Genomic DNA, 26,199 nt, shown 5'->3' with positions numbered 1-26,199 from the left:
TTTTGCTGCAAAAGTACTTTTATTTGTAATTATATGCTTTATTCCTTCTTCTTTTTTTCATAAGAATGCATTATGTTAGGCTTTTTTTGAGTTACTTTGCAACCCGAAATATGTCTTTTACATGAATCTGATTATTGATATAGGAAACACCGTTGCAAAAATTGCTGTTTTTGAGGCAGAAGAAGTCGTTGAAGTATTTTATGCCTCAAACGATTCTCTTGATGTGTTGAAAGAGGTTTGTGATAAGTATCCTATAAGTAGAGGCATTCTAGCTTCTGTTATTGATCTGAATGATTCGGTTAGCCAGATGGTTTCCAAATTGAGTTTCCCTTTAATTACGTTAGATAGCAAGACTTTATTACCCATTCAAAATTTATATGAATCTCCCGAAACGCTGGGATATGATCGTATCGCTGCTGTAGTAGGTGCATATACTTATTTCCCTGGGAAAGATATTTTGGTAATTGATGCCGGTACGGCGATTACTTATGAATTTATTGACGCTAACGGCTGTTATCATGGAGGGAATATTTCACCGGGCATACAAATGCGCTTCAAAGCATTGAATAATTTTACAGGGAAATTACCTCTGGTTTCAGCTCAAGGAAAGTTGCTTCATATTGGCAAAGATACAGAAACGGCTATTCGGTCAGGCGTCTTAAAAGGAGTGGAATTTGAAATTCAGGGCTACATAGAGTCTTTGAAACATAAATATCCTGAACTTTTGGTTTTTTTAACGGGTGGAGATGAAATTTCTTTTGATACGAAATTAAAAAGTATCATCTTTGCAGACAGATTTTTAGTTCTGAAGGGATTAAACAGAATATTAAACTATAATAATGGTAGGATATAAAACGTACTTTTGTGTTTTTTGCATAACGCTATTGCCTATATTGGCTGTAGCTCAAAATAATACAAATTCTCCTTACACTCGATATGGTTTCGGACAATTGTCTGATCAAAATTTTGGAAATAGTAAAGCGATGGGGGGTGTTGCTTATGCACTACGTGATCCTTACCATGTTAATGCCATGAATCCAGCCTCTTATTCGGCTGTTGATTCGTTGACTTTCATCTTTGATGGAGGTCTAACTCTCCAAAATAGTAACTTTAGTAATGGAGAAACAAAGATTAATGCTAAGAACTCAAGTTTTGATTACATAGCTATGCAATTCCGTTTACATCCTAAATTAGGAATAAGCGCGGGGTTGTTACCCTATTCAAATGTGGGTTATAGTTTGAATAAAATAGATAATACTGGAAATTCAGACACTTATAATACTGTTACTTATAATGGTGAAGGAGGTTTTCATCAATTGTATGTTGGTGCCGGATACAAGATTCTGAAGAATTTGTCGGTCGGAGCTAATTTATCCTATTTTTGGGGAAATGTGAGTCGTTCGTTTACTGTTGAGTTTCCTACTAACCCCAATGCATCTAGTGTGAAAAAGCTGGATTATTATTCGGTAAAGGATGTTAAGCTCGATTTAGGTGTGCAGTATACTTATAAATTGGCTGATAAGAAAGACTTAACTCTTGGCGTAACCTTTTCTCCGGGAAATGATTTGAATAATGATGCTTATGTTGAAAATACAACAGGATCTGTAGTTACTAGAAAAGATACATTGTTGAGCATGGGCTTGCCAAATACATTTGGAATAGGTTTAGCTTATACATATGATAAAAGACTGACTGTCGGTTTGGATTACACACTTCAGAAATGGGGAGATGTAACTTATCTTGATGAACAAAACGTATTGGCTGATAGATCTAAGATTTCTTTGGGATTGGAATATTTGCCTAGCAATACAAGCAGTAATTATTTGGCGCACATAAAATATAGATTAGGAGCTTATTATTCAGAACCATATTATAAAATAGAAGGTAAAAGAGCTGCAAGAGAATATGGAGTAACGGGTGGATTTGGTATACCTTTTTCTAGAAATCGCTCTGTATTAAGTATCTCTGCACAATATGTCAGAGTAGAAGGTCTAAAGCAAAATCTTCTGAATGAGAATTGTTTGAGGTTTTCTGTCGGTTTGACATTTAATGAAAGATGGTTTTTCAAGAGAAAAGTTGATTAAAAGAAATTATAAACTAAAAAAAATATAACAATGAAAATTAAAACGCTTGTGGCTGTGTTGTTTCTTTCGACAGGAGCAACGAGTGCTTTAGCACAATCAACTGACAGTATTTGTAATGTAAATAGTAGTATTTCTCATGAGGCAGTAAAAGCAGGAAATTACAAAGATGCTTATTTGCCTTGGAAAGCTGTTATGAAGGATTGTCCGCTTTTGCGCTATTACACTTATTCAGACGGGTTTGATATTTTGAAGTATTTTCTGACTACAACCAAAGGTAAACCTGAATACGATAAATATTTCGAAGAGTTGATGGGAGTTTACGATCAATTAATAAAGTATACTCCTGATTTGCAGGCAAATATTCGTGGTGTTCGTTCAGCTGAAAAAACACTTGCTCTGAAAGCTATTGATTATTTGCAATTTGCCCCTAAAGCAGATCCAAATGTGGCGTATGAATGGTTAAGTAAATCGGTTAATGTCGAGAAATCTGAATCATTGGCTGCTGTACTATTTTATTTTTTGGATTCTTCCATGAAGAAGTTTCAAGTTGATGCTGTTCATAAAGAACAATTCATTCAAGATTATTTAAATGCTTCTCAGTGGGCTGATGATGCTATCGCTGCTGCTACAAAAGAAAGCATTAAGAAAGATTATCAACTAGTAAAAGATAACTTAGTAGCTTTGTTTATTAACAGTGGAACTGCAAGCTGTGAGTCTTTACAAGAAATTTATGCTCCAAAGATTGAAGCAAACAAAACGGATCTTGCTTATCTCAAAAAAGTGATTGATATCATGAAAATGATGAAATGTACTGAACAGGAAGCTTACTTTAAAGCATCATTCTATTCTTATAAAATAGAACCAACTGCTGAAGCTGCTGCAGGATGCGCTTACATGTCTTTCAAGAAAGGTGATACTGATGATGCAGTTAAGTTTTTCGATCAGGCTATTCAGTTAGAGCAGGATAATAATAAAAAGGCAGACTATGCTTATGCTGCTGCTGCGGTCTTGGCTTCTGTAAAGAGACTTTCTCAGTCAAGAAATTATGCACAGAAAGCAATTTCTTACAGAGATAATTATGGTGCTCCTTATATATTGATTGCTAATTTGTATGCTACTAGCCCTAATTGGAGCGATGAACCCGCATTAAATAAGTGCACTTATTTTGTGATTCTTGATAAACTCGCAAGAGCGAAAGCTGTTGACCCAAGTTGTGCTGATGATGCTGACAGACTGATTTCTACTTACAGACGTCATGTTCCTGCCGCTAATGAGTTGTTTATGCTTGGATATAAGCAAGGTGACAGAATTACTGTAGGAGGCTGGATCGGTGAATCTACTACCATCAGATAATATGTGGTTCAAACAAAATAGAATTTTTATTCATCAATTTATAAGCATAACAATTGTCTTTGGGGCAATTGTTATGCTTGTTTTATTATCTTCCTGCTCAGGGGAGAAAAAACAACTGGCAGAAGCCATTAAAGAACGTGATTCTTTACCTTTAATGGATACACGCGGTGTTACAACCCTAATATCAGACTCAGGTGTAACTAGATATCGTATAAAAACCGATGAGTGGTTGATTTATGATAAAAAACGTCCTTCTTATTGGGCCTTTGAGAAAGGTGTTTATCTGGAAAAATTCGACTCTTTACTTCATGTTGATGCCAGTATTAAAGCTGATACAGCTTATTATTATGATAAACAGAAACTTTGGAAGTTATCGGGTCACGTTGCCATAAAGAATCAAAAAGGAGATAAATTTAATACCGAAGTACTGTATTGGAATGAAGCGACTCAAAAGGTTTATTCAGATAAATTTATCCGCATTGAACAAACAGACCGAATTATCACAGGTCATGGATTTGATTCTAATCAACAAATGACACTTTATACTATACGCAATATCGAAGGCATTTTCTATGTTGATGAAGACGCCAGAAACGACTCTTTGAAAAAATAACAAATGGACTTTTTCTTTTACCTACTTCTTACAATGGCTTTTTCTGCGTTCTTTTCCGGAATGGAAATAGCTTTTGTTTCTGTTGATAAACTACGTTTTGAAATGGAGAAGGGTACTGGATTGGCTTCCCGAATCCTTTCTTTCTTTTACCGCCACTCGGATAATTTTATTTCTACTATGCTAGTGGGTAATAACATTGCACTTGTGGTATATGGTATACTCATGGCGCAGTTAATTGAAAAGAATTTATTGGCGGGCCGAATAGATAACCATCTCTTATTACTTTTTACTCAAACTCTCATATCAACCCTCATCATACTTGTGACGGGGGAATTTCTTCCCAAAACTTTATTTAAGATAAATCCCAATCGGATGCTTCGTGTATTTGCTTTGCCTTTGTTTATATGTTATGTCGTTTTATATCCCATTTCCTTATTGAGCTCAGGCTTGTCTTATTTGCTGTTACGATTATTGGGTCAGAAGATAACAAAGTCAGCTTCTGCTAAGGCTTTTACAAAGATAGATCTTGATTATTTTGTCCAATCAGGTATAAGCAATGCTTCTAATGAAGATGATTTGGATACTGAAGTCAGAATATTCCAAAATGCGCTTGACTTTTCTTCTATAAAAATACGCGACTGTGTTGTTCCCCGTACTGAAATTGTAGCAGTTGATATACATACCTCGTTGAATGATTTGAAAACACTTTTTGTAGAGTCGGGACTCTCGAAAATTATTGTGTTTGATGGAAATATAGATAATATTGTTGGGTATATTCATTCATCAGAGATGTTTAAACAATCAGATGATTGGTTGAAAAGCGTGAAAGAGATTCCTATTGTTCCTGAAACAATGGCTGCAAATAAATTAATGAAATTATTCATGTTGCAGAAGAAGACTATTGCTGTGGTCGTTGATGAATTTGGTGGAACATCCGGTGTTATTTCTTTGGAAGATTTGGTCGAAGAAATATTTGGAGATATTGAAGATGAGCACGATAACAGTTCATATATCTGCAAACAAATTACAGAAAATGAATATGTGCTTTCGGGGCGTCTAGAAATAGAGAAGGTAAACGACATGTTTAGCCTGAAATTGCCGGAGTCCGATGACTATGTAACGATTGCCGGCCTCATTCTGAATACATATCAGAGCTTCCCCAAATTACACGAAGTAGTTCATTTGGATAATTATCAGTTCAGAATTATTAAAATGACGGCAACTAAAATAGAATTAGTAAGACTCAAAATCATCGATTAATCAATATTAGCTCTATTTTTTCGGTTATTAAGTGGTGTATATTAGCATTTTTTGTATCTTCGTGCGCTAATAATAAATACTGTGGAAAATAATAATAAACATAAATCATATTAATTAAGATGGCAACATTACAAAACATCAGAACCAAAGGACCTTTATTGGTAATTGTTATTGGTTTGGCATTGTTCGCTTTTATAGCGGGTGATGCATGGAAAGTTCTTCAGCCTCATCAGGCACAAGATGCCGGTGAAGTAAATGGTGAAGCTCTTTCTGCTCAGGAATATCAAGCGATGGTTGAAGAGTATACTGAAGTTGTAAAATTCTCCAGTGGAATGAAATCACTTGATGATGAACAGACAAACCAGATAAAGGACGAGGTATGGCGTAGCTATGTTAATAACAAGTTAATAGAAAACGAAGCCAAAAAATTAGGGTTAACAGTCTCAAAAGCAGAGATACAAGCTATTATTGATGCAGGTGTGAATCCAATTCTTCAACAAACTCCATTCCGCAATCCACAAACCGGTGCATTCGATAAGGATATGTTGAAGAAGTTCTTGGTTGACTATGCCAAGATGGATAAGAAACAAATGACACCTCAATACTTAGAGTATTATGAGTCTTTGCATAAATTTTGGAGCTTTATTGAAAAGAGCCTTACTCAAAGTCGTTTGGCAGAGAAATATCAGGCTTTAGTTACGAAAGCTTTATTTTCAAATTCGGTTGAAGCACAAGCTGCATTTGACGCGCGTGTGAATCAAATGGATTTGTTGTTAGCGGCAGTACCATATTCTTCAATTGTTGACTCAACAGTTGTTGTGAAGGACTCTGAAATTAAAGACCTATATAACAAAAAGAAAGAGCAGTTCAAACAGTATGTTGAGACACGAGACGTGAAGTATATTGACGTACAAGTTACTGCTAGTGCAGAAGATAAAGCTGCTATACAGAAAGAAGTTGCAGAATATACTAATCAGTTAGCTGCAGCTGACGTTGATTATACCTCTTTTATTCGCACAACGGGTTCAACATATCCTTATGTTGATATACCTTATACAAAAAAAGCTCTTCCAACTGATATTGCAGCTCGTCTTGATTCAGTTTCCATGGGACAAGTGTATGGCCCTTATTATAATGCAGGCGACAATACGATTAACTCTTTCAAAGTGTTAGCGAAAGAAGCTGCTGCTGATTCAGTAGAGTTCCGTCAGATTCAAGTTTTGGCAGCCGATGCTGCAAAAACAAAAGTACTGGCTGATAGCATTATGGGTGCATTAAAAGCTGGTGGTGATTTTGCTGCTATTGCTAAAAAATATGGTCAGACAGGTGACGCTAACTGGATGTCTTCTGCTAATTATGAGAACGCTCAGGTTGACGGAGACAATCTTAAGTTCCTTAAAGCTGTTACTTCTTTAGGAGTGAATGAATTGACAAACTTGTCGCTTGGTCAGGCTAATGTAATTTTGCAAGTTACTAATAAGAAAGGTGTTCAGGATAAGTATAAGGTAGCCGTTATTAAACGTGCCGTTGAGTTCAGTAAAGACACCTATAACAAGGCTTACAATGATTTCAGCCAATTTGTTGCTACCAATCCTACTCTTGATAAGTTGACTGTTAATGCAGAAGAGGCTGGTTATAAATTGCTTGAAAGAAAAGATCTTTATAGCTCGGAACACGGAATTGGCGGTGTTCGTGGTACCAAAGAAGCATTGAAATGGATTTTTGCTGCTAAACAAGGAGAAGTTTCCGGATTATATGAATGCGGTGAAAGTGACCACATGATGGTTGTTGCTTTAGCTGGTGTAACGGAAGAAGGATATCGCTCTGTCGATCAAGTAAAAGATCAACTGAAAGCAGAACTGATCAGAGACAAGAAAGCCGAGAAGCTTATTGCACAATTAGGTGGCGTTAAGGCTTCTTCAATTGAACAGTTCAAATCGGTTGCTAATGTAGTAACAGACTCTGTAAAACACGTAACTTTTGCGGCTCCGGCTTACGTAGCAGCTTTGCGTAGCAGTGAACCATTAGTCGGAGCTTATGCTTCGGTAGCACAATTGAATCAAGTAAGTGCACCTATCAAAGGTAACGCAGGCGTATTTGTTCTTCAGGTTTTTGCAAAGGAAAAATTGAATGAGAAATTTGATGTAAGAGCTGAAGAAAATACAATAGAAAGTATGCATCAACGCATGGCTAGTCGTTTTGTTAACGATTTGTATTTAAAAGCTAACGTAAAAGATAAACGATATTTGTTCTTCTAAATATCGGTAATTATATAAGGAAAAGTGGTACAGGGAACTGTGCCACTTTTTTTGTGTCCTTTCTTTAACTACGTTTTCTTCCATATATATGTCGTACTTTTAGTATTATTCCTTATTTTTGCATACAATATACGTATTATCAGATTTATGGATAAAAGATTTTTGTTTGGGTTGACTTTGTCTGAACTTCAAGGAGTCGTTAAAAGTTTAGGAATGCCTGCTTTCGCTGCAAAGCAAATAGCTTCTTGGTTGTATCAGAAGAAAATTGGTTCTATTGATGAAATGAGTAATTTGTCATTGAAACATAGAGAGTTACTCAAGGAAGAATACGAGATAGGTCTGCACGAGCCGGTGGAAGCGATGCGCTCTGTAGATGGTACTATAAAGTATTTGTATCAAGTAAATGGAAACCACTTTGTGGAAGCTGTCTACATTCCCGATGATGAGAGGGCTACTTTATGCGTATCGTCGCAAGTGGGTTGCAAAATGAATTGCAAATTCTGCATGACAGGTAAACAAGGTTTCTCTGCCAACCTCACGGCCGGTGATATTCTCAACCAGATTCATTCGTTGCCCGAGAAAGAAGAGCTGACCAATATTGTGTTTATGGGAATGGGAGAGCCACTGGATAATATTGACGAAGTATTGAAAGCCATCGAAGTAATGACTTCATCGTACGGGTATGGATGGAGCCCTAAAAGAATAACGGTTTCAACATGCGGGTTGAAAAAATCATTCAGGCGTTTCATTGATGAATCCGATTGCCATCTGGCTGTAAGCTTACATTCTCCGCTTTCTGCTCAAAGAGCCGAACTGATGCCAGCCGAACGTGCTTTCTCGTTGTTAGAAATTGCAGATATTCTCAGAGAATACGACTTCTCCAAACAGCGTCGCCTTTCCTTTGAATACATTGTTTTCAAAGGAGTGAATGATTCTTTGGTGTATGCCAAAGAACTGTTGAAACTGTTGCGTGGAATAGATTGCAGAATTAATCTGATTCGTTTTCATGCCATTCCCGGAGTTGCGCTTGAAGGTGCCGATATGGAAACAATGACAGCCTTCCGCGATTACCTTACTTCGCATGGATTGTTTACAACAATAAGAGCTTCCAGAGGAGAAGATATATTTGCAGCCTGTGGTATGTTATCGACTGCAAAACAAGAAGGACTGAAATAATATTAACATAATTTGTCGCACAACATGATTTAAATCTACAGTTATTCTGTAGATTTGTGAAAAACATAATACCTATCAACATGAAAAAGTACTTGTTATATTTGTCGGTAGCCCTGATGGCTATAAGTTTATTCTCCTGTAAAGGGAATAAAGGGATCATGACACCTACTTCCAGTGGTCGTCCGTATGAACTTTTAGTGGTTGTTGACCATGATTTGTGGGAAAGGCCGGCAGGTAGAGCCTTGTTTAATGTACTTGATACCGATGTTCCGGGATTACCCCAGTCAGAACGTTCGTTCAAAATCATGTATACAGCTCCCAGAGACTATGACACTACACTCAAGCTGATTCGCAATATTATTATTGTTGACATACAAAAAGACGTGTATACGCAAGCCAAGTTTAAATACGCTCGCGACGTATATGCTGCTCCGCAGATCATTTTAACCATACAAGCACCTAATGAACAAGAGTTTGAGAAATTTGTGAATGAAAATAAGCAAGTACTTCTTGACTTCTTTACCCGTGCCGAAATGAACCGTCAGATAGCCGGCCTAGAAAAGAAACACAATGATTATATTTCTACTAAAGTAGCCTCTATGTTTGATTGTGAAATCTGGTTACCGGCTGAACTTACCGGATCTAAAGAAGGCGATAATTTCTTTTGGGCAGCCACGAACACAGCCACAGCCGATCAGAATTTCGTGATGTATTCATTTCCCTACAAAGACAAAGACACCTTTACGAAAGAATACTTTATACACAAGCGCGACTCTGTGATGAAGAAGAACATTCCCGGTTCCAAGGAAGGAATGTACATGACAACAGATTCGGCCATGGTAACCGTACGCCCCATTGATGTGCACGGAGACTATACGCTTGAAGCTCGCGGGTTGTGGCGTGTAAAGGGCGACTTTATGGGAGGACCTTTTGTTTCGCACATGCGTTTGGATAAAGCAAATCAGCGTATTATTGTAGCTGAAATCTTTATTTATTCTCCGGAAAAACTTAAAAGAAACCTGGTACGCTTAATGGAAGCCTCTTTATATACATTGAAATTACCCAATGAAAAGAAGCAAGGCCAGATTCCATTAAAAGTGAAAGAAGAAAACTAAATTAAAACATTATAATAAATGGAAGACAATAGAATCAGAGTCGGCATTACGCAAGGCGACGTTAACGGAGTAGGTTATGAAGTGATTCTCAAGACCTTCTCTGAACCGTTGATGTTGGAACTGTGTACGCCTATTATATATGGTTCGCCCAAAGTGGCAGCTTATCACCGCAAATCACTCGACATCAACGCCAGTTTTAGCATTGTTAACTCGGCAAGTGAAGCCGCACCTAACAAACTGAGCGTTGTGAATTGCTCGGATGATGAGGTGAAGGTTGAGTTTTCAAAGGCCGATCCCGAAGCAGGTAAAGCTGCACTTGATGCATTAGAAAGAGCCACTGAAGAGTATAAACAAGGTCTCATTGATGTCATTGTAACCGCGCCCATTAATAAACACACCATACAATCGGAAACGTTCGACTTTCCCGGTCATACGGAATACATTGAAAGGAAGTTAGGCAATGGTGCCAAGTCGCTGATGATTCTGATGAAGGATGATTTCCGTGTGGCACTTGTTACCGGACATATTCCGGTTAGTCAGATTGCCTCGACTATAACCAAAGACCTGATCAAAGAAAAGATTGCTATCTTCAATAAGTCACTGAAACAAGATTTCGGCATAGGCAGACCACGTATTGCGGTCTTATCCCTTAACCCACATGCCGGAGATGACGGTTTGCTGGGAAAGGAAGAGCAAGAAATAATCTCTCCCGCATTGCAGGAAATGAATGACGAAGGAGTTATTTGTTACGGCCCTTATGCTGCCGATGGTTTCATGGGTTCTGAAAATTACATGCGCTTCGACGGAATACTGGCTATGTACCACGATCAGGGATTGGCTCCCTTCAAAGCATTAGCAATGGACGAGGGCGTAAATTATACCGCCGGACTTCCCGTTATCCGCACATCACCTGCTCATGGCACTGCGTATGACATTGCCGGACAAGGTATTGCCAGTGAAGATTCCTTCCGTAAAGCCGTTTACGTAGCACTGGATATTTTCCGTAACCGTTGTCGGGATAAAGAAGCACGCGTCAATCCGTTGCGGAAACAGTATTACGAAAAACGTGATGATAGCGATAAACTTAAATTAGATAGCATTGATGATGATATGTAAATAGCATATTCAGACCAGATGCCAAGAAATAAAAAACGCTTTTAACCGGATAAACCCGTTAAAAGCGTTTTTTGTTTGTACCCCCACGCGGAACACACAGTTCCTTATCGCGCCGCTAAATCATCATATAACTTTTGTAGGAAAGCCTTTCCCTTTTCTAAGTTTTTTCCTGTTGCCCGTCCCGTGTCAGACACCACTTTATTCCCCTCACAATTAAAGACCACCGCATTGTCTTCGGTTACCATGCCAAACATATTGGGGAAAGTAAAATAAGCAAAGTGAGGCGAAGCCGGATTCATTATGTTTTTGCTGAATGCAAACTCATCATGCTTCATTTGCAGTTGACTTAACAGCGTGGCAGCCAAATCAATTTGCGATGCATAGACAGACACTTTGGTAGGTTGCTTCACCGCCCCGCCTATCAGAATCAAAGGAATCTGATACCTTTCGACAGCGAAATCACTCAGATTATCGGGGTAACGACGGGCATGATCGGGGACGAGCACCACTACCGAATTCTTCCACCATTTCGTTTGTTTGAACTGTGCTATAAAACGTCCCAAACAACTATCGGCATAAGCCACCGAATTCAGATACGGGTTCGATAGTTTGTGATACGGAACCTCATAAGGCTCGTGACTGCTCGATGTTTGCAGAATCTTCATAAAAGGTTCCTTTTGCTCTTTCAATAAATCGGCAATCATCCGGTTGAACACCACATGATCATGCGCACCCCACTTGCTCAATCTCTCCGTAATGGGGAAATCTTTGTCGGACACAATATCCTTAATGCCGGTAGACACCAGGTAAGAACGCATGTTTGTAAAGTTGGCATCACCCCCGTAGTAGTACTGCAAGTTATAGCCGTTGGCTTTTAACGACCGCGGAATAGAAGGAAGATTCTCCGTTTTCCGCGGATACTTCATAATACTCGTAGTAGGTTGCGCCGGATACCCGCTTAAAATAGCAACCAATCCCCTGTCCGTTCTGAAACTATTGGCATAGAAATTCGTGAATAGCACCCCTTCTTCAGCAAACTTGTCCATGTTGACAGCCACATCGGGCAAACCTTTTAGCGAAGTCATGGTTTTCGACATAAAACTTTCAAGGATGATAAAAACAACATTCGGCCTTTTCTGATTGAACAGTTGCGGAATACTATCGGCAGCACCTGCATCTTTCATTCCCTGAAACAAAGCATCGGCCTTATCGGCCTCCATAAAACGATATTGATTTTTGAAGTCACTCTCCCTGCTCACCGACTCTAGTAAACTGAACATCGGGTTGATTGCTGCATGATTGAGCGACATCTTTTCACTGAAATAAGCCCGGCTGATGTTCATGGTCGACACCGAAAAGCCTCCTCGGATGGGAATGAAGAGAGCGGCGGTGACCAACAATAAAACGATAGATACGCGACCCCTCTTCAACGGAATGCGCATATCGCGATACTCTTTGGCAAAACACTGAAAAAACAACAGGTAAAACAACACCGTCAACACGACCATGATAGCAAAGCCGGCAATGACAATGCCTATGCCTTCGCTCGCCAGCGCATCTTTGGGTGATGAAAAGAAATAAAAGAGCGGAGTAGAATCCAAGCGGAACCCCCAGTAACTATACAATGCCATGTCGCTCACAAAAACGGTGGCCATTACAAAAGAGATAAGAGCGAAGTACACCCTTCGGGCCCCTTGAGCAAAGTGTGGAAGCAACCACAAAGAAACAATTTGCAGCAGAGCAGGAATGACAGACAGATAACCGGCAATGGACAAATCGAGTGGCAATCCGTGAAGCATAACCTGTAAATAATCGGCCGGATTTGCGTCTGTGAATAACCCGTGGTAGTACCACATGAACAGCGGCTTCTGAATAATAAAGACCACAACGAACAATAAATAAGTGCGTATGAAGATATAAAGTTGCTTTTTCATATTTACGCTAAAACCTTTTTTTGTGAGTGAATGGTGCAAAGGTAGCATTCTTTGCCCAATATATAGGCTTTTTTCTTGTGCTATTGAAAGCTTTTTGTAATTTTGTCATAGATTTGGTAAGATATGACAAAAGCAGAGATTCAACAGGTAAAATTGAGATTCGGTATTATTGGTAATACAGATTCATTGGTCCGTGCCATTGACGTTGCCATTCAGGTGGCGCCAACAGACTTATCTGTGCTGATTACAGGTGAAAGTGGTGTGGGAAAAGAAAGCTTTCCTCAGATTATTCATCAGTTCAGTCGCAGGAAACACGGACAATACATTGCAGTAAACTGCGGTGCCATACCCGAAGGAACTATTGACTCCGAACTGTTTGGTCATGAAAAAGGTGCCTTTACCGGTGCCATTGGCGAGCGTAAAGGATATTTTGGTGAGGCCGACGGAGGAACTATATTCCTTGACGAAGTGGGAGAGTTGCCTTTGCCCACACAGGCTCGTTTGCTCAGGGTACTCGAAAGCGGGGAATTTATTAAAGTAGGTTCATCAAAAGTACAGAAAACCGATGTGCGTATTGTGGCTGCCACCAATGTAAACCTGAGCAATGCCATTGCTGAAGGACGCTTTCGTGAAGACTTATTCTACAGGCTCAACACGGTGCCCATTCAAATTCCGCCTTTGCGTGAAAGAGGAGACGATGTGGTATTGCTTTTCCGTAAGTTTGCTTCGGACTTTGCCGAGAAGTACCGCATGCCCGCTATTCAGCTAACCGAAGACGCCCGCAAAGTACTCGTAGCCTATTCGTGGCCCGGAAATGTGCGTCAGCTAAAAAACATAACGGAACAAATCTCCATCATTGAAACCAATCGTGAGATTAACAGCACCATCTTACAAAGCTACCTGCCCCAGCAGTCGGCACAACGCCTGCCTGCCCTGTTTGGAGTGAGACAAAGCAAAGGCTTTGAAAGCGAACGCGAAATATTGTATCAGGTATTGTTCGACATGCGTCAGGATGTTACTGAGCTGAAAAGGCTGGTGCACGACATCATGTCCGAGCGTTCCGTTGGTGCAACCAATGTGCCCCAAAACACACCTTCTTATTATACCCCTGCGCCGGTGGTTACACAACCGCAGCCGGTGTCTACCATTAACATTCACTCCGTAGTTTCCAAACAAGACGAAGACATTGAAGACACGGAAGAATATGTGGAAGAGTCCCTGTCGCTCGACGATCTGGAACGCGAAGTTATTCGTAAAGCGCTTGATAAACACCACGGTAAGCGCAAAGCAGCTGCCCAAGATTTGAATATTTCGGAACGTACATTATATAGAAAGATAAAAGAATATGGATTGGATTAAAAAAATGATGCACGCCTTTGCCCTGATCGGTTTGCTGGTTGTGGTAAATGCATGCAGTGTTTCCTATAAATTTAACGGAGCATCTATCAATTATGATAAGGTGAAAACCATCTCCGTAGCCGATTTCCCCATAAAAGCAGCTTACGTATATGCTCCGCTGGCCACTAAGTTCAATGAAAAGTTGAAGGACGTGTATGTTCAGCAAACCCGTTTGCGACTGGTTCCCCGTAATGCCGATTTGCAGGTTGAAGGTGAAATTACCGGTTACAACCAATACAACCAGGCGGTGAAGGCCGACGGATATTCATCCGAAGTGAAACTCACCATCACGGTCAACGTGCGTTATGTGAACAACACCAATCACGAAGAAGATTTTGAGCAACAGTTCAGCGCCTTCCGTACGTATGATTCCACCCAGATGCTTACCGCCGTGCAAGACGAGCTGATAGAGCAGATGGTGAAAGAGATTGCCGATCAGATATTTAACGCAACCGTAGCAAACTGGTAAAAATGACTTCGTACGATCTTCAACAATGGATGGAGCATCCGGATCAACTGAATCGGGAAACGCTGTATGAGATACGAACTCTGCTGGCGCGCTATCCCTATTTCCAGTCCCTTCGTTTGCTTTATCTGAAGAACCTTTACTTGCTTCACGACATTACTTTCGGACCCGAACTTCGAAAGGCAGCGCTCTATGTAGCCGACCGCCGAAGCCTTTTTTACCTTATTGAGGGTGAGAAGTATGCCATTCAGAAAGCAGAGAAAAAGAAAAACCTTAGCGGTGAAGAAGATGAAGAACCCGGTTTGGACCGAACCATCTCACTCATCGACGCTTTTCTTTCTACCATTCCCGAAGAGTCTGAAAACGCTATCGGGCTTGATTATGCAACCGATTACACCACTTATCTGGAAAACGATATGCCCGTTGGCGACGAACAACCGGCAACGGATGCTCCCCGATTGAAAGGACAAGATTTGATTGACGGATTCATTGCCCGTAATGATGCCGAATCGTTGTGGGTAAAGAAACAAATGTTGGCCGCCGAACCGGCAACAGTCGAGCCGATCCCTGCCGCCCCAGAAGAACTGATTGCCCAAGAGCCCGAACAACCGGAGGAAGACGAAACGGATGTGCCCGATGAAGAAACCTATTCGACAACGGATCCTGAAACAGAGCAGATCGAAGTCGAAACCTTTGTGGGGGAAGAGGACGAAGACGAAGAAGAATATTACAACGAAGAAGAGGACGAAGAACCCCAATCACTTGTTGCAACTTCAGAAGGAGGAGGTCGCCGCCGCCCTTCAGTTGTGATAGAAGCGGCAAGAGCTGCCGGCGTAATGATGGAAAGCATCCCACAAGACGAAACGGCTGAAGCCACTCACGATGATCCTGTTTTAGAAGATGAAGACGATGAAGAAGGTTGTTTTACGGAAACTTTGGCTAAAATATACATAAAACAACAGCGATACGAGAAGGCTTTAGAAATTATTGAAAAATTAAATTTGAATTATCCAAAAAAAAATGCTTATTTTGCAGATCAAATAAGATTCTTAAAGAAATTGATTATTAACGCTAAATCAAAATAATAAAATGTATTTATTCTTAGTTATCTTAATGGTTGTTGCAGCCATATTGATGTGCTTTATTGTGCTGATACAGAATTCCAAAGGAGGCGGTCTTGCTTCAGGATTTTCTTCGTCTAATGAGATATTGGGCGTGCGCAAAACGACCGATGTTCTTGAGAAACTAACCTGGGGACTTGCCGTATTCATGGTTATAGCAAGCATTGCTACTGCCTACGTAATGCCATCGGCTTCACAACAAGATGGTAGTGTCATCATGGAACAAGCACAGAAAGAGGAGAAGACCAACCCATATAACTTACCCGCAGGCTCTACAGCGCCTAAAGCAGAAACTACTACTGCTCCGGCTACTGCTGCACCTTCGGATTCTGCCCGTTAAATGCGCGGAATGTTATAAATAGAAATAAAAGTGAGGGCTGTTCATTAAAAAATGAACGGCCCTTATTTTATTGTCCGCTTTACACTGTCTTTTTGTTGCAGTTATAGCGTACTTACATTATCTTTGGCAACTAAAATAATAATATAGAAGCAATAATTTACTATGTCTGTAGAATTGAATAAAAAATTGAATGACTCCAAGTTCACCCGTTGGATGGCTTTGGGGGTTGTGGCTTTCACCATGATGGCCGCATATTTCGTTAACGATGTGATGGCACCTTTGAAGACTATGCTCGAAGGGCAGCTGGGGTGGGGAAGTACGGACTTCGGCTTTTACACCGGCGCATACAGCTTTTTGAATGTATTCTTCCTGATGCTTATCTGGGGCGGACTCATTCTTGACCGTTTCGGCATTCGTTTCACCGGTAAACTGGCTGCCATCCTGATGGTGTTTGGTACGGCACTTCAATATTACGGCATTACCGAATTGGCCGACAGTAACTCGGTTTACTTCGGTTACAAGGCCGGTGTTTTTATATCGTCGGTTGGATACTCCATCTTCGGTGTGGGCGCAGAAGTGGCAGGTATTACAGTTACCAAACTGATTGCCAAATGGTTTAAAGGAAAAGAAATGGCTACTGCCATGGGCGTTCAGGTTGCGTTAGCCCGTATCGGCTCACAGGCCGCTTATACGCTGGCTATTCCTGTTGCCAAAAGCTTTCACCTTGATACTCCCGTACTGATTGGTTTAGTATTGTTGGTGGGCGGACTGATTGCTTTCTTCGCATTCTCTGTACTCGATAAGAAGCTCGACAAACAAATACAAGACGATAAGACTTCTGTTGATGAGGAGAAATTCTCCATTAAAGACGTGGGAGCCATTCTTTCCAATCCCGGCTTTTGGTTGATCGCCTTACTTTGCGTGTTGTTTTACTCATGCGTGTTCCCGTTCCAGAAGTTCGCCACAGAATTGATGGTGAGCAAATACGGTATTGATGCCGACTTTGCCGGTTCCATTGTAGGTTTGCCGGCACTGGGCGCGCTGATTCTCACTCCCGTTTTTGGTAGTTTGGTTGACAGTAAAGGCAAGGCAGACAATATCATGATCATCGGCGCTGCCATGCTTATCTTCGTACACCTTACTTATTCCATCCCTTCCATCAACGGTTGGTGGGTGGCTACCGTACTGATGATTATCCTGGGAATTGCCTTCTCGTTAGTACCATCGGCCATGTGGCCCTCGGTGGCTAAGATATTCCCTGCCCATCAGTTGGGAACGGCCTATGCACTAATCTTCTTCATTCAGAACATCGGTTTGTGGGGCGTGCCCAATTTAATCGGATGGATTCAGAAGGAATTCTGTATTAGTGAAACAGTTAACGGTGTGAATCAGTACGATTATACCATCCCGATGCTCGTCTTCACCGGCTTTGCTACCCTTTCTCTGGTCATCGGACTGTTGTTGAAGGTAGCCAACAAGAAGTACGGTTACGGATTGGAAAAGGCAAACATAGAAAAGAAATAATAATTGGCCAAACGCTTGACTTTGGCAATATAATGTATTATCTTTGTAAAAGTAATCCTATAATAGATTGATTTTATTATGGGCGGCAAAGGCAGGAGCGCAAACTCCTGCCTTTTTTCGTTTTGCCCGGTTGAAAAGTGACTTAACCCGGTTTCTTATTCCCATTTGCACGGTAGCAAAAGGTCCGCGAGACACCGTCTCACAGCCGGGAGACGGCGTCTCGCGGACCAAAAGACGGTTTCTCTTTTGAAATTGCTCGTTATCTTTTTGAAAAAGTCGGTTATGTTTTTCAAAAAGTTGGTTATCTTTTCCTTGCTTCTTGCTGGTGCGTGCTCACTACCTCTTCAATGGTTAATAATATATAAAGTTGCTCTTGACAAAAAGACCTTGATTGCTGTCTGTTTGTCCAATATAAAGAACATCACGCGCTTCAACTTCTCACATTATTCCACTTCAATCTGTGATTTTTCATTCATGTGGCAGACTAACGATATAAATAAACAATGCTATGCAGGTTAACATACAGTTAGTTGATGAACACGACCTAGAAGAGATTCTTCGCCTTCAGAAAGAGTGTTATCAGAGCGAGGCGGAGATTTACAATGACTATGCCATTCCGCCTTTATTGCAAGATATGCAGACTTTGAAGAAAGAATTTGAGCATTCCCTCTTTTTGAAAGCCGTGCTTGCAACGGAAATAGTGGGCTCCATACGTGCGTATGCCGACGGAACCACTTGTTTTGTGGGAAAACTTATCGTCAAGAAAGACTTTCACAATAACGGAATTGGCGGACAATTGCTCCGTGCTGTCGAAACTGACTTCCCCGATTGTAAACGATGGGTGCTTTTTACGGGGCACAAAAGTGAAAAGAACTTGTATCTGTACCGTAAACACGGCTATAAGGAGTTTAAAAGAGAAGTTACGAACACAAACATGACAATGATTTATTTAGAGAAAAGAATATAATTATGCCAAACAAAGAAACCCTTTACCCCCGCAAAGAAGATAAAACAATGGTTTATCTCAAAAGTTGCGTCAAAAGCCCGTTTATAGAAGTGGGCGACTATTCGTTTTATCATGATTTTGATAATCCGCTGGACTTTGAAAAGAAATGTGTTTTATACCATTATCCGTACGTAAACAACGACCGGCTTATTATTGGGAAATTCTGCTCTATTGCCTGCGGAACGAAGTTTTTGTTTAACGGAGCTAACCACACGCTTAAATCTTTGTCAACTTATCCTTTTCCTGTATTAGCCGGTGAATGGGATTTGCAGGTTCCCGTAACAGACGCATGGGATAACAAAGGAGATATAGTAATAGGAAATGATGTGTGGATTGGCTTTGAAGCAGTTATCATGGCGGGAGTAACCATTGGAGATGGAGCTATTATTGCTTCACGGGCAGTGGTGACTAAAGATGTGGAACCGTATTCAATAGTTGGTGGTGTACCTGCTAAACCAATACGCAAGCGTTTCTCTGAGGAAAGAATCGCTGAATTGCTGGAAATGAAATGGTGGGATTGGAGCGAACAGGAAATCCAACAAAGACTACCGGAAATAATGAAATAAATAATACTGCCCCAAGATGAAAAAACGAGTTGTAATTGCTGTTACGTTGTTGCTTTGCCTTTCCGCAAAAGCACAGCAACAAGAAAAAGTCATAGTGCCCAAAGCCGTTGCATTGGCATACGCCAAACAAACGCGCGGCGAAGATGGAAATCCCGGTGAACATTACTGGCAAAACACGACATCATATTCCATCAAAGCTACAGTCGATGTGAAGAACAAAATGCTACACGGTTCGGAACGAATTGCCTATTTCAACAATAGTCCCGATACGCTAAAGACGCTTGTGATAAGGCTTTATCAAGACTTCTTTAAAAAAGGCGCCAATCGCACTTCGCTGGTGGATGTTGATGCGCGCGACCTGACCGATGGGGTAGAGATTGGACGAATGTTAGTAGGCAATAAGCAACTATCTGCCGATGCTGCTCAGAAACAAGTGCGTCGCAAAGGAACACTGATGTACGTTCAGCTGGACGATAAGGTGTTGCCACATAGCAAGGCCGACATACAGATGGACTGGAACTTTCACATTCCCGAACACACGTTAGTAAGGATGGGCACCATTGACAGCACTACTCTTTTTCTGGGACAATGGTATCCGCAGGTAGCTGTGTATGACGACGTAAACGGATGGGACATTCATTCGTACAACGGATTGGCTGAGTTCTACAACGAAGTGGCCGACTTTGATGTGGAAATTACCGTTCCGCAGGGATTCATGGTATGGGCTACGGGCGAACCGGTGAATATACAAGAGGTAATACAAGCTCCGTATTATGCCAAGTATCAGCAGGCGGCAACTTCGGATGAAGTCGTACATTTGATTACGCAACAGGACTTGCAGCAGGGAAATGTCACGACGAACCGGCATACGTGGAAATACAAGGCTTCGCAGGTTTCTGATTTTGCTTTCGGTATCAGTGACCATTACTGCTGGGACGTGACCAGTGTGGAGGTTGATAAACTCACGAAGAGGCGCACCGTGGTAGGAGTTGCTTATAACGCTGCCTCGCCACATTTCGATAAAGTGGTAGATATTGCCCGAAAAACCGTTCGCTCCCTGTCGGAAGAGATGCCGGGCATTCCATTTCCCTTCCCCTACATGACAGTCTTCAACGGCGATTTCGGTGTAGAATATCCCATGATTACCAATGTGGGTGCCGACCCGAGTTACGAGATGACGGTCTATGCCAATTCACACGAAATAGCGCATACATACTTTCCGTTCTACGTTTGCACCAACGAAACCAAGAACGGCTGGCTTGACGAGGGGCTAACTGTTTTTCTGCCCGAAAAGGTTCAAACGCAGATGGCTACTCTTGATGAGGGCAAACGGAATACCGCAGCATTTTCAAGTTACGCCGGCCTGGAAGACGAACCGGCTGTTATAACTTCTACGCACTATCTGGATCGACGCATCTACTTCTATCTCAACTACGCTAAGACAGAAGTCGCCTTGCGCATGTTGCAAACCGAACTGGGTGATGCTCTGTTTAAAACTTGTCTGACAGGTTTTATGGAACGTTGGAAATACAAACACCCCACGCCGTACGACTTCTTTAATACCTTTAATGCACTCTCCGGACAAAATCTGAATTGGTTTTGGAATGTTTGGTATTATCAGCAGGGCGGCATCCCCGATTTGGCGATAGACAAAGTGACTCGTGAGACCGGCAAAGTGCAAGTGACTGTTGCCAATAAGGGTGATTTTCCGTTGCCCGTTGTTCTTTCCTTTTACAGTGGCGACAAAGTAGTGAAAACGATTACGCTGCCGGCACACCGTTGGCTGGAACAGCACAACAAATCCATCACCGTTTCAATTGATTCAAAGGAGGATATAACAAGCGTTACGCTGGGCAACGAATACATTCCCGATGCCGACCGTTCGAATAATAAACGTTAAACTGTTTCTTTCTTTCCTTGTAAAATAAAAGTTGGTTTGGTTTGGGATGGATTCAATATTATTGATTAGTTTTGCAGGTAAGTAATGCGATGAAACAATCTATTAAATATTACATGTGATGAAAAGAAAGTCCTTTGTTATTCTTGCCCTTATGGGGATTTTTATCGGATTCGTTTTAAATAATATATTGAAACCATACCTTATTGATCATGGACTAAAGGACTTTCATTTAGTAGATGTAGGCAATGGCTTCTTTTTTATGGCGTCTGCCTATTCAATAACAAATGCTTTCCATTATAAAGAAATGTCATGGAAACAGCTCATTTCTTTTACTGCTGTCTCAATCTTGTTTTTTATTCCATTTAAAAACATTCCTGCTATTATAGGAGCTGTATTGGGTTGGGTAACTATTTGTACTTTCTCAATGTATGTAATCAAAAGGAAGAAGGTCGAATGAATGGGCTAAACTTAGGGCTTCCCGACAGCTATAACGAGATTTGATATTAATGCGATTGATATATAATAAAAGCCGTTTGCCTATATCTGTCAAATGATGACAGAAAGGCAAACGGCTTTAACTATTTTAATCTCTTACTTATTTGCTTTCCTCTTCGCGGTCAACTTTAATCAAGCCTCCGGTTGACGGATCAAATAAAACTTTGATGGTCGATTTTTTATCAAACAATTCTGGAGCAAGATATTCAAGCGTACCGAATTGTGTAACGGAAATATCCTCTTTCACTAGCTCTTCGTTATTTCTTTCAATTACGATTTGCGCTTTTCCCGGCACGTTGTAAGCAATACCTTCTAGCTCTTTCTTTTTATCTTCTGCCGGAATGTTCAGCGTTTTAAGGTTGGTGAGCGATACATATACTGGTTCGCCCGCCAGGTTGTTGGCACCCAATATGCCTAGTTTCTTTGAGAAACGGAACAACACTTCGCCTTTCATCTCCTTGCTGGGAGTGATGCGTATAACGTGTGTCTTTTCTTCTTTTGTTTTTGTTCCGGTAAACATCTCCGTCATGGCACGTTCTTGCTCTTCCAATTTCTCGAGCATGATACGTAATTGTTCGCCGTCTTTGGGCATGTTATCGGCTTGTCCGCGTAGCAAAGCGTTTTTGCTTTCGCGAATGCTGTATATCTCTTTGGCCACAAGTTCAGCCATCTTGGCGGTAGAATTAGCCATCAGAATCTCTTCGGTAAGGAATGATCTGGGGTTTATGCGCACAGTCTTTGCCGATTGCGGTTGGGCAACCACTTCTTTACGGGGGCTCAACGGCATGTTGATGGAGCGCACAATGCCGTCTTCCGTCAACTCCATGAGTGGAGCTACTGTTTTATCTTTGAGCTTAACGAAATAAGTCCGCTCTTTGTCGGGCACACCCACTGCTTTTGCCTTTACTTCAGACAGTTCCCAGTATTCGTCGGAGTCAACAGATACGTTGTTCATCCGCAAATATCTCTCAGCGTATTTACCAAACTCACCGGGAGTAAAGGTAGTCTTTACGCTTTTTATTTCAATTTCAACTTCTGTTTTAGGTAACAGGTAGGTAACACCAAAATCTTTTCCGCGTGTAACGCCCATAGTTACCTTGGTTTGGGCGAAGGTTGCGGTAGATGAAAGGAGCAAACTTAAAAGTAAAATAGAGCTTCTCTTCATTTTTATGGTTTTCTTTTAAATAGTTTAACAGCAAATGTAATCATCTTCTTGATAGAATGATGCTAATGGGAGTGAAAAATACTCAACGTACGTTTTATTTCTCTGTCAATGCTTTCCATGCGGCAGGCAGGCAGGATACAATATCCCCCGCAGTGAGGGCAATCATTCCCTGTTGCTCGGCGGCTATGTCTCCGGCCATTCCGTGCACAAATACCCCCAGTCGTGCTGCATCTTCGGAGACGTATCCCTGGGCTAGCAGACTTAAAATAACGCCCGTCAGCACGTCGCCGCTTCCGGCGGTGGCCATGCCCGGATTACCTGTTGAGTTGAAGTATGATTTTCCCTGCGGGGTGACTACTACTGTATAAGCACCCTTCAGCACAATATAGCATCGAGTGTTTTGAGCAAGTTCGCAGGCTTTGACCAATCGCTCATAGCCGTCTTGGCACTTCCCTGCCAAACGATCAAACTCTCCCGGATGCGGGGTCAGTATGGAACCTTTGGGAATGGAAGAAAGAATATATCTGTTCTCGGCCGAGATGTTCAGCGCATCGGCATCAATCACCATCGGAATTTGGCTACCGCTGATTTGTTCTACCAATGCCGCTGCCGATTCTATGTGCTTGCCCAGCCCCGGACCAATGCCGGCAGCCTGAAATTTTTCGGTGTCAACGGGTGTGCCGAAATATGTTTCGTTCAAATCAGCATGTACCATTGCTTCGGGAACGGATGTTTGCAATACTTCTACGTTTCGTGAAGGAGCGTGAACCGTAAGCAATCCCACGCCCGACCGCAGACAAGCTTTAGCTGCTAAGACAGAAGCGCCTGCCATGCCGTATGATCCGGCAATGAGCAATGCATGGCCGAAGTTGCCTTTGTGAGCAAAGCGGTTGCGTGGTTTGATGAGTCGGCTCATCTCTTCGCGTTCTGTCAGATAGTAATCGGTTTGTGTCTCTTCGATGGCGACGTTACTAATGCCGATATCAAGCAGGCTCCATTCGCCTACATATTCTGCATTCTCGGCAAACAGAAAAGATAGCTTGGGCAGCTGCAAACTGAATGTGTAGCGTGCTTTGATGATGTGCGCGCGTACATTGAATGTGTTCTCTTCCGTCATTAATCCCGAGGGAACATCGATAGATACCACCGTTGCAGGCGATGAGTTGATGTACTTCACCACGGCGGCAAAACCTCCGCTTAAGGGTTTGTTGAGGCCGGAACCGAAAAGTCCGTCAATCACTAAATGGTTGGCTGTTAGCGTGGGCGGCACAAATTGTGTGCTTACCTCGGTGAAGGTTACAGAATGCATGGATTCAATTCGTTCCCGGTTAACTTGGCAGTCGGCCGACAACAATCCTTTGGTGTTAAATAAGTAAACGGCTACCTGATAACCTTTCGTGGCAAGCATACGAGCCACTGCCAGGGCGTCGCCCCCGTTATTGCCCGGTCCGGCGAAAACAGTGACCGGAGTCTGGGCGGTCCATTTGGCAACAATAGCTGAAGTAAGAGCATGAGCAGCTCTTTCCATCAGGTCAATGGAACTGATCGGTTCATGCTCTATGGTGTAAGCATCGAGTATTTTAATACGGTTTCCCGAGAAAATCTTCATATTCGTGTATTTTTGTATCCTGCAAAAGTACTCAATAGATATAAAACAGTCAAGCCTTACATTTAAAACTCCTGTGAAAATAACTATTTTTGCAGCCATTAATCAAATAGTAAATACTCAATTAAGCAAATGAACAGTTTAAAAGGTCATCCCAAAGGATTATATCTAATCTTCGCCACTAGTACGGCAGAGCGTTTTAGTTATTACGGCATGCGTGCCATCTTTATTTTATTTCTAACGCAGGCTTTGCTCTTTGATAAGGAGCTGGCCACCTCAATTTACGGAAGTTATACGGGGCTGGTGTACCTCACTCCTCTGATAGGTGGTTACATTGCAGATAAGTATTGGGGAATCAGGCGATCCATTCGTTGGGGAGCGGTTATGATGGGACTTGGACAGTTTCTGCTTTTCTTGAGTGCGTCTATGTTGCATACGCCCGGATGGGCACACGGGTTGATGTATGGCGGACTGACATTGCTTATTCTGGGCAACGGTTGTTTCAAACCTACGGTTTCTTCTTTGGTGGGACAGTTGTACACACCCGGTGATAAACGGATTGATTCTGCATATACTATTTTCTATATGGGGGTTAATGTGGGGGCTTTCATTGCTCCGCTGGCATGTGGTTACTTTGGCGAAACGGGCAATCCCGACGATTTCAAGTGGGGCTTTCTGCTGGCTGCCGTTGTAATTCTGCTTACCATTGTCATTTTTGAAACGCAGAAAAGTAAGTACTTGCTTTCGCCGGATGGCAAGCAGTTGGGTGTGTTGCCCGACGCTCGTCAGCAGGCTCTTTCCGCAGAGCAGGCAAAATCGGCTTCGGCTGGCGAACAAAGCTCACGCAAGTGGCGCAACTTGGGCATTCTGGCCGCTCTGGCACTCGTGTTTGGCACGTTGTTTTACCTCTGGCTGGGCGATGACTGGGTTAGTGTAGGCATCTTTACGGCTTGTTTGGTGTTTCCTATCAGTATATTGCTCGATTCGTCGCTGACCAAAATTGAGCGGGAGCGAATCTTTGTCATTTACATCATTGCCTTTTTTGTAATCTTCTTCTGGGCAGCTTATGAGCAGGCGGGAGCGTCTCTTACTTTGTTTGCCGCCGAGCAAACCGACCGGGTTATCTGGGGATGGGAGATGCCTGCTTCCTGGATTCAGTCGTTTAACCCTTTGTTTGTGGTTTTGTTGGCTTATATTATGCCGGCCTTTTGGGCTTTTCTCAATAAACGAAACCGTGAGCCTTCGTCGCCGGCGAAGCAGGCTATCGGACTCTTATTGCTTTCTCTGGGTTATCTTTTTATCTGTTTTGGGGTGAAGGATGTGCAGGCCGGAACCAAGGTTAATTTGATGTGGCTCACCGGTCTTTATTTTATACACACGATGGGGGAAATAGCCTTGTCGCCCATTGGCCTTTCGATGGTCAACAAATTGACACCTTTGCGTTTTGCTTCATTGATGATGGGCTTATGGTACCTTTCTATGGCAACGGCCAATAAGTTTGCCGGTATGCTGGGAGGTCTCTATCCGGAGGCAGGAAAAGAGAAAGTACTACTCGGTTTCCGCATTGAGACCATGTATGATTTCTTTATGATTTTTGTCATTATGTCGGGCATTGCCGCACTGATTCTCTTCCTTTTATCGAAGAAATTGCGCCAGATGATGCATGGAGTGGAATAAAAATCGTACTTTTGCCCCATTATTAT

General features: G+C 41.9%; 22 protein-coding genes. 19 read left to right on the top strand and 3 right to left on the bottom strand.

Annotated elements, in window-relative coordinates; genetic code table 11:
- Nucleotides 1-121: 121 nt before the first annotated feature.
- The 9 genes from ACKPCE_RS00675 to pdxA all read left to right on the top strand — a co-directional run bounded on the left by ACKPCE_RS00675 (nucleotide 122) and on the right by pdxA (nucleotide 10,975).
- On the top strand, nucleotides 122-853 hold the full coding sequence (locus tag ACKPCE_RS00675; RefSeq protein WP_319503827.1) for a type III pantothenate kinase: 732 nt from the start codon (nucleotides 122-124) through the stop codon (nucleotides 851-853).
- Nucleotides 840-2,084: a BamG family beta-barrel-assembly machinery protein gene (locus ACKPCE_RS00670; RefSeq protein WP_319503826.1), complete on the top strand. Its 1,245-nt coding sequence runs from the start codon at nucleotides 840-842 to the stop codon at nucleotides 2,082-2,084. The genes ACKPCE_RS00675 and ACKPCE_RS00670 overlap by 14 nt, the downstream gene beginning before the upstream one ends.
- A 30-nt stretch (nucleotides 2,085-2,114) precedes the next feature.
- The gene (locus ACKPCE_RS00665; RefSeq protein WP_276965972.1) at nucleotides 2,115-3,437 is read left to right on the top strand and encodes a tetratricopeptide repeat protein; all 1,323 of its coding nucleotides are present in this window, start codon (nucleotides 2,115-2,117) and stop codon (nucleotides 3,435-3,437) included.
- Nucleotides 3,438-3,477: 40 nt separating this feature from the next.
- Nucleotides 3,478-4,050: an LPS export ABC transporter periplasmic protein LptC gene (lptC, locus tag ACKPCE_RS00660; protein ID WP_276966001.1), complete on the top strand. Its 573-nt coding sequence runs from the start codon at nucleotides 3,478-3,480 to the stop codon at nucleotides 4,048-4,050.
- 3 nt (nucleotides 4,051-4,053) lie between these two features.
- On the top strand, nucleotides 4,054-5,310 hold the full coding sequence (locus tag ACKPCE_RS00655; RefSeq protein ID WP_319503825.1) for a hemolysin family protein: 1,257 nt from the start codon (nucleotides 4,054-4,056) through the stop codon (nucleotides 5,308-5,310).
- 119 nt (nucleotides 5,311-5,429) lie between these two features.
- On the top strand, nucleotides 5,430-7,568 hold the full coding sequence (locus tag ACKPCE_RS00650) for a peptidylprolyl isomerase (protein WP_319503824.1): 2,139 nt from the start codon (nucleotides 5,430-5,432) through the stop codon (nucleotides 7,566-7,568).
- Between the two features lie 147 nt (nucleotides 7,569-7,715).
- Nucleotides 7,716-8,744, top strand: coding sequence for a dual-specificity RNA methyltransferase RlmN (gene rlmN, locus ACKPCE_RS00645; RefSeq protein WP_319503823.1), 1,029 nt, complete (start codon nucleotides 7,716-7,718; stop codon nucleotides 8,742-8,744).
- A gap of 80 nt (nucleotides 8,745-8,824) precedes the next feature.
- A complete protein-coding gene (locus ACKPCE_RS00640) occupies nucleotides 8,825-9,859 on the top strand; it encodes a DUF4837 family protein (RefSeq protein ID WP_319503822.1) in 1,035 nt (344 codons plus the stop codon).
- Between the two features lie 18 nt (nucleotides 9,860-9,877).
- Nucleotides 9,878-10,975 carry a 4-hydroxythreonine-4-phosphate dehydrogenase PdxA gene (gene pdxA / locus ACKPCE_RS00635; RefSeq protein ID WP_319503821.1) on the top strand — a complete coding sequence of 366 codons (1,098 nt, stop codon included), beginning with the start codon at nucleotides 9,878-9,880 and terminating at the stop codon, nucleotides 10,973-10,975.
- 104 nt (nucleotides 10,976-11,079) lie between these two features.
- Here pdxA and ACKPCE_RS00630 read toward each other — a convergent pair whose 3' ends face one another.
- The gene (locus ACKPCE_RS00630; RefSeq protein ID WP_319503820.1) at nucleotides 11,080-12,909 is read right to left on the bottom strand and encodes an LTA synthase family protein; all 1,830 of its coding nucleotides are present in this window, start codon (nucleotides 12,907-12,909) and stop codon (nucleotides 11,080-11,082) included.
- A gap of 123 nt (nucleotides 12,910-13,032) precedes the next feature.
- Between ACKPCE_RS00630 and ACKPCE_RS00625 the strand changes: the two genes are divergently transcribed.
- The 9 genes from ACKPCE_RS00625 to ACKPCE_RS00585 all read left to right on the top strand — a co-directional run bounded on the left by ACKPCE_RS00625 (nucleotide 13,033) and on the right by ACKPCE_RS00585 (nucleotide 21,687).
- A complete protein-coding gene (locus tag ACKPCE_RS00625) occupies nucleotides 13,033-14,268 on the top strand; it encodes a sigma-54 interaction domain-containing protein (RefSeq protein ID WP_319503819.1) in 1,236 nt (411 codons plus the stop codon).
- Nucleotides 14,255-14,776, top strand: coding sequence for an LPS assembly lipoprotein LptE (gene lptE / locus ACKPCE_RS00620; protein WP_319503818.1), 522 nt, complete (start codon nucleotides 14,255-14,257; stop codon nucleotides 14,774-14,776). The genes ACKPCE_RS00625 and lptE overlap by 14 nt, the downstream gene beginning before the upstream one ends.
- 2 nt (nucleotides 14,777-14,778) lie before the next feature.
- Nucleotides 14,779-15,858 (top strand): DUF8458 domain-containing protein, encoded by a 1,080-nt coding sequence (locus ACKPCE_RS00615; protein WP_319503817.1) that lies wholly within the window; start codon nucleotides 14,779-14,781, stop codon nucleotides 15,856-15,858.
- Between the two features lie 4 nt (nucleotides 15,859-15,862).
- Nucleotides 15,863-16,234 (top strand): preprotein translocase subunit SecG, encoded by a 372-nt coding sequence (gene secG, locus ACKPCE_RS00610; RefSeq protein ID WP_024996891.1) that lies wholly within the window; start codon nucleotides 15,863-15,865, stop codon nucleotides 16,232-16,234.
- Between the two features lie 162 nt (nucleotides 16,235-16,396).
- The gene (locus tag ACKPCE_RS00605; RefSeq protein ID WP_319503816.1) at nucleotides 16,397-17,758 is read left to right on the top strand and encodes an MFS transporter; all 1,362 of its coding nucleotides are present in this window, start codon (nucleotides 16,397-16,399) and stop codon (nucleotides 17,756-17,758) included.
- A gap of 508 nt (nucleotides 17,759-18,266) precedes the next feature.
- On the top strand, nucleotides 18,267-18,725 hold the full coding sequence (locus ACKPCE_RS00600) for a GNAT family N-acetyltransferase (protein WP_319503815.1): 459 nt from the start codon (nucleotides 18,267-18,269) through the stop codon (nucleotides 18,723-18,725).
- 47 nt (nucleotides 18,726-18,772) lie between these two features.
- Nucleotides 18,773-19,330 carry a CatB-related O-acetyltransferase gene (locus ACKPCE_RS00595; RefSeq protein ID WP_407655018.1) on the top strand — a complete coding sequence of 186 codons (558 nt, stop codon included), beginning with the start codon at nucleotides 18,773-18,775 and terminating at the stop codon, nucleotides 19,328-19,330.
- 16 nt (nucleotides 19,331-19,346) lie between these two features.
- A complete protein-coding gene (locus tag ACKPCE_RS00590) occupies nucleotides 19,347-21,230 on the top strand; it encodes a M1 family metallopeptidase (protein WP_319503813.1) in 1,884 nt (627 codons plus the stop codon).
- Between the two features lie 118 nt (nucleotides 21,231-21,348).
- Nucleotides 21,349-21,687 (top strand): hypothetical protein, encoded by a 339-nt coding sequence (locus ACKPCE_RS00585; protein WP_319503812.1) that lies wholly within the window; start codon nucleotides 21,349-21,351, stop codon nucleotides 21,685-21,687.
- A 138-nt stretch (nucleotides 21,688-21,825) separates the two neighbouring features.
- Here ACKPCE_RS00585 and ACKPCE_RS00580 read toward each other — a convergent pair whose 3' ends face one another.
- The gene (locus tag ACKPCE_RS00580) at nucleotides 21,826-22,890 is read right to left on the bottom strand and encodes a DUF4831 family protein (protein WP_319503811.1); all 1,065 of its coding nucleotides are present in this window, start codon (nucleotides 22,888-22,890) and stop codon (nucleotides 21,826-21,828) included.
- Between the two features lie 94 nt (nucleotides 22,891-22,984).
- Entirely contained in the window at nucleotides 22,985-24,499 is a 1,515-nt protein-coding gene (locus ACKPCE_RS00575) for an NAD(P)H-hydrate dehydratase (RefSeq protein ID WP_319503810.1), read from the bottom strand.
- 129 nt (nucleotides 24,500-24,628) lie between these two features.
- Here ACKPCE_RS00575 and ACKPCE_RS00570 point away from each other — a divergent pair, with 129 nt between their 5' ends.
- Nucleotides 24,629-26,173 (top strand): peptide MFS transporter, encoded by a 1,545-nt coding sequence (locus ACKPCE_RS00570; protein ID WP_319503809.1) that lies wholly within the window; start codon nucleotides 24,629-24,631, stop codon nucleotides 26,171-26,173.
- Nucleotides 26,174-26,199: the final 26 nt, after the last annotated feature.

The sequence above is a fragment of the Bacteroides graminisolvens genome, assembly GCF_963666085.1.
In the GTDB taxonomy this organism is placed as follows: Bacteria; Bacteroidota; Bacteroidia; order Bacteroidales; family Bacteroidaceae; genus Bacteroides; species Bacteroides graminisolvens.
The sequence above is the reverse complement of the archived record's forward strand: the minus strand, read 5'-3'. Positions and strand labels throughout refer to the sequence as shown.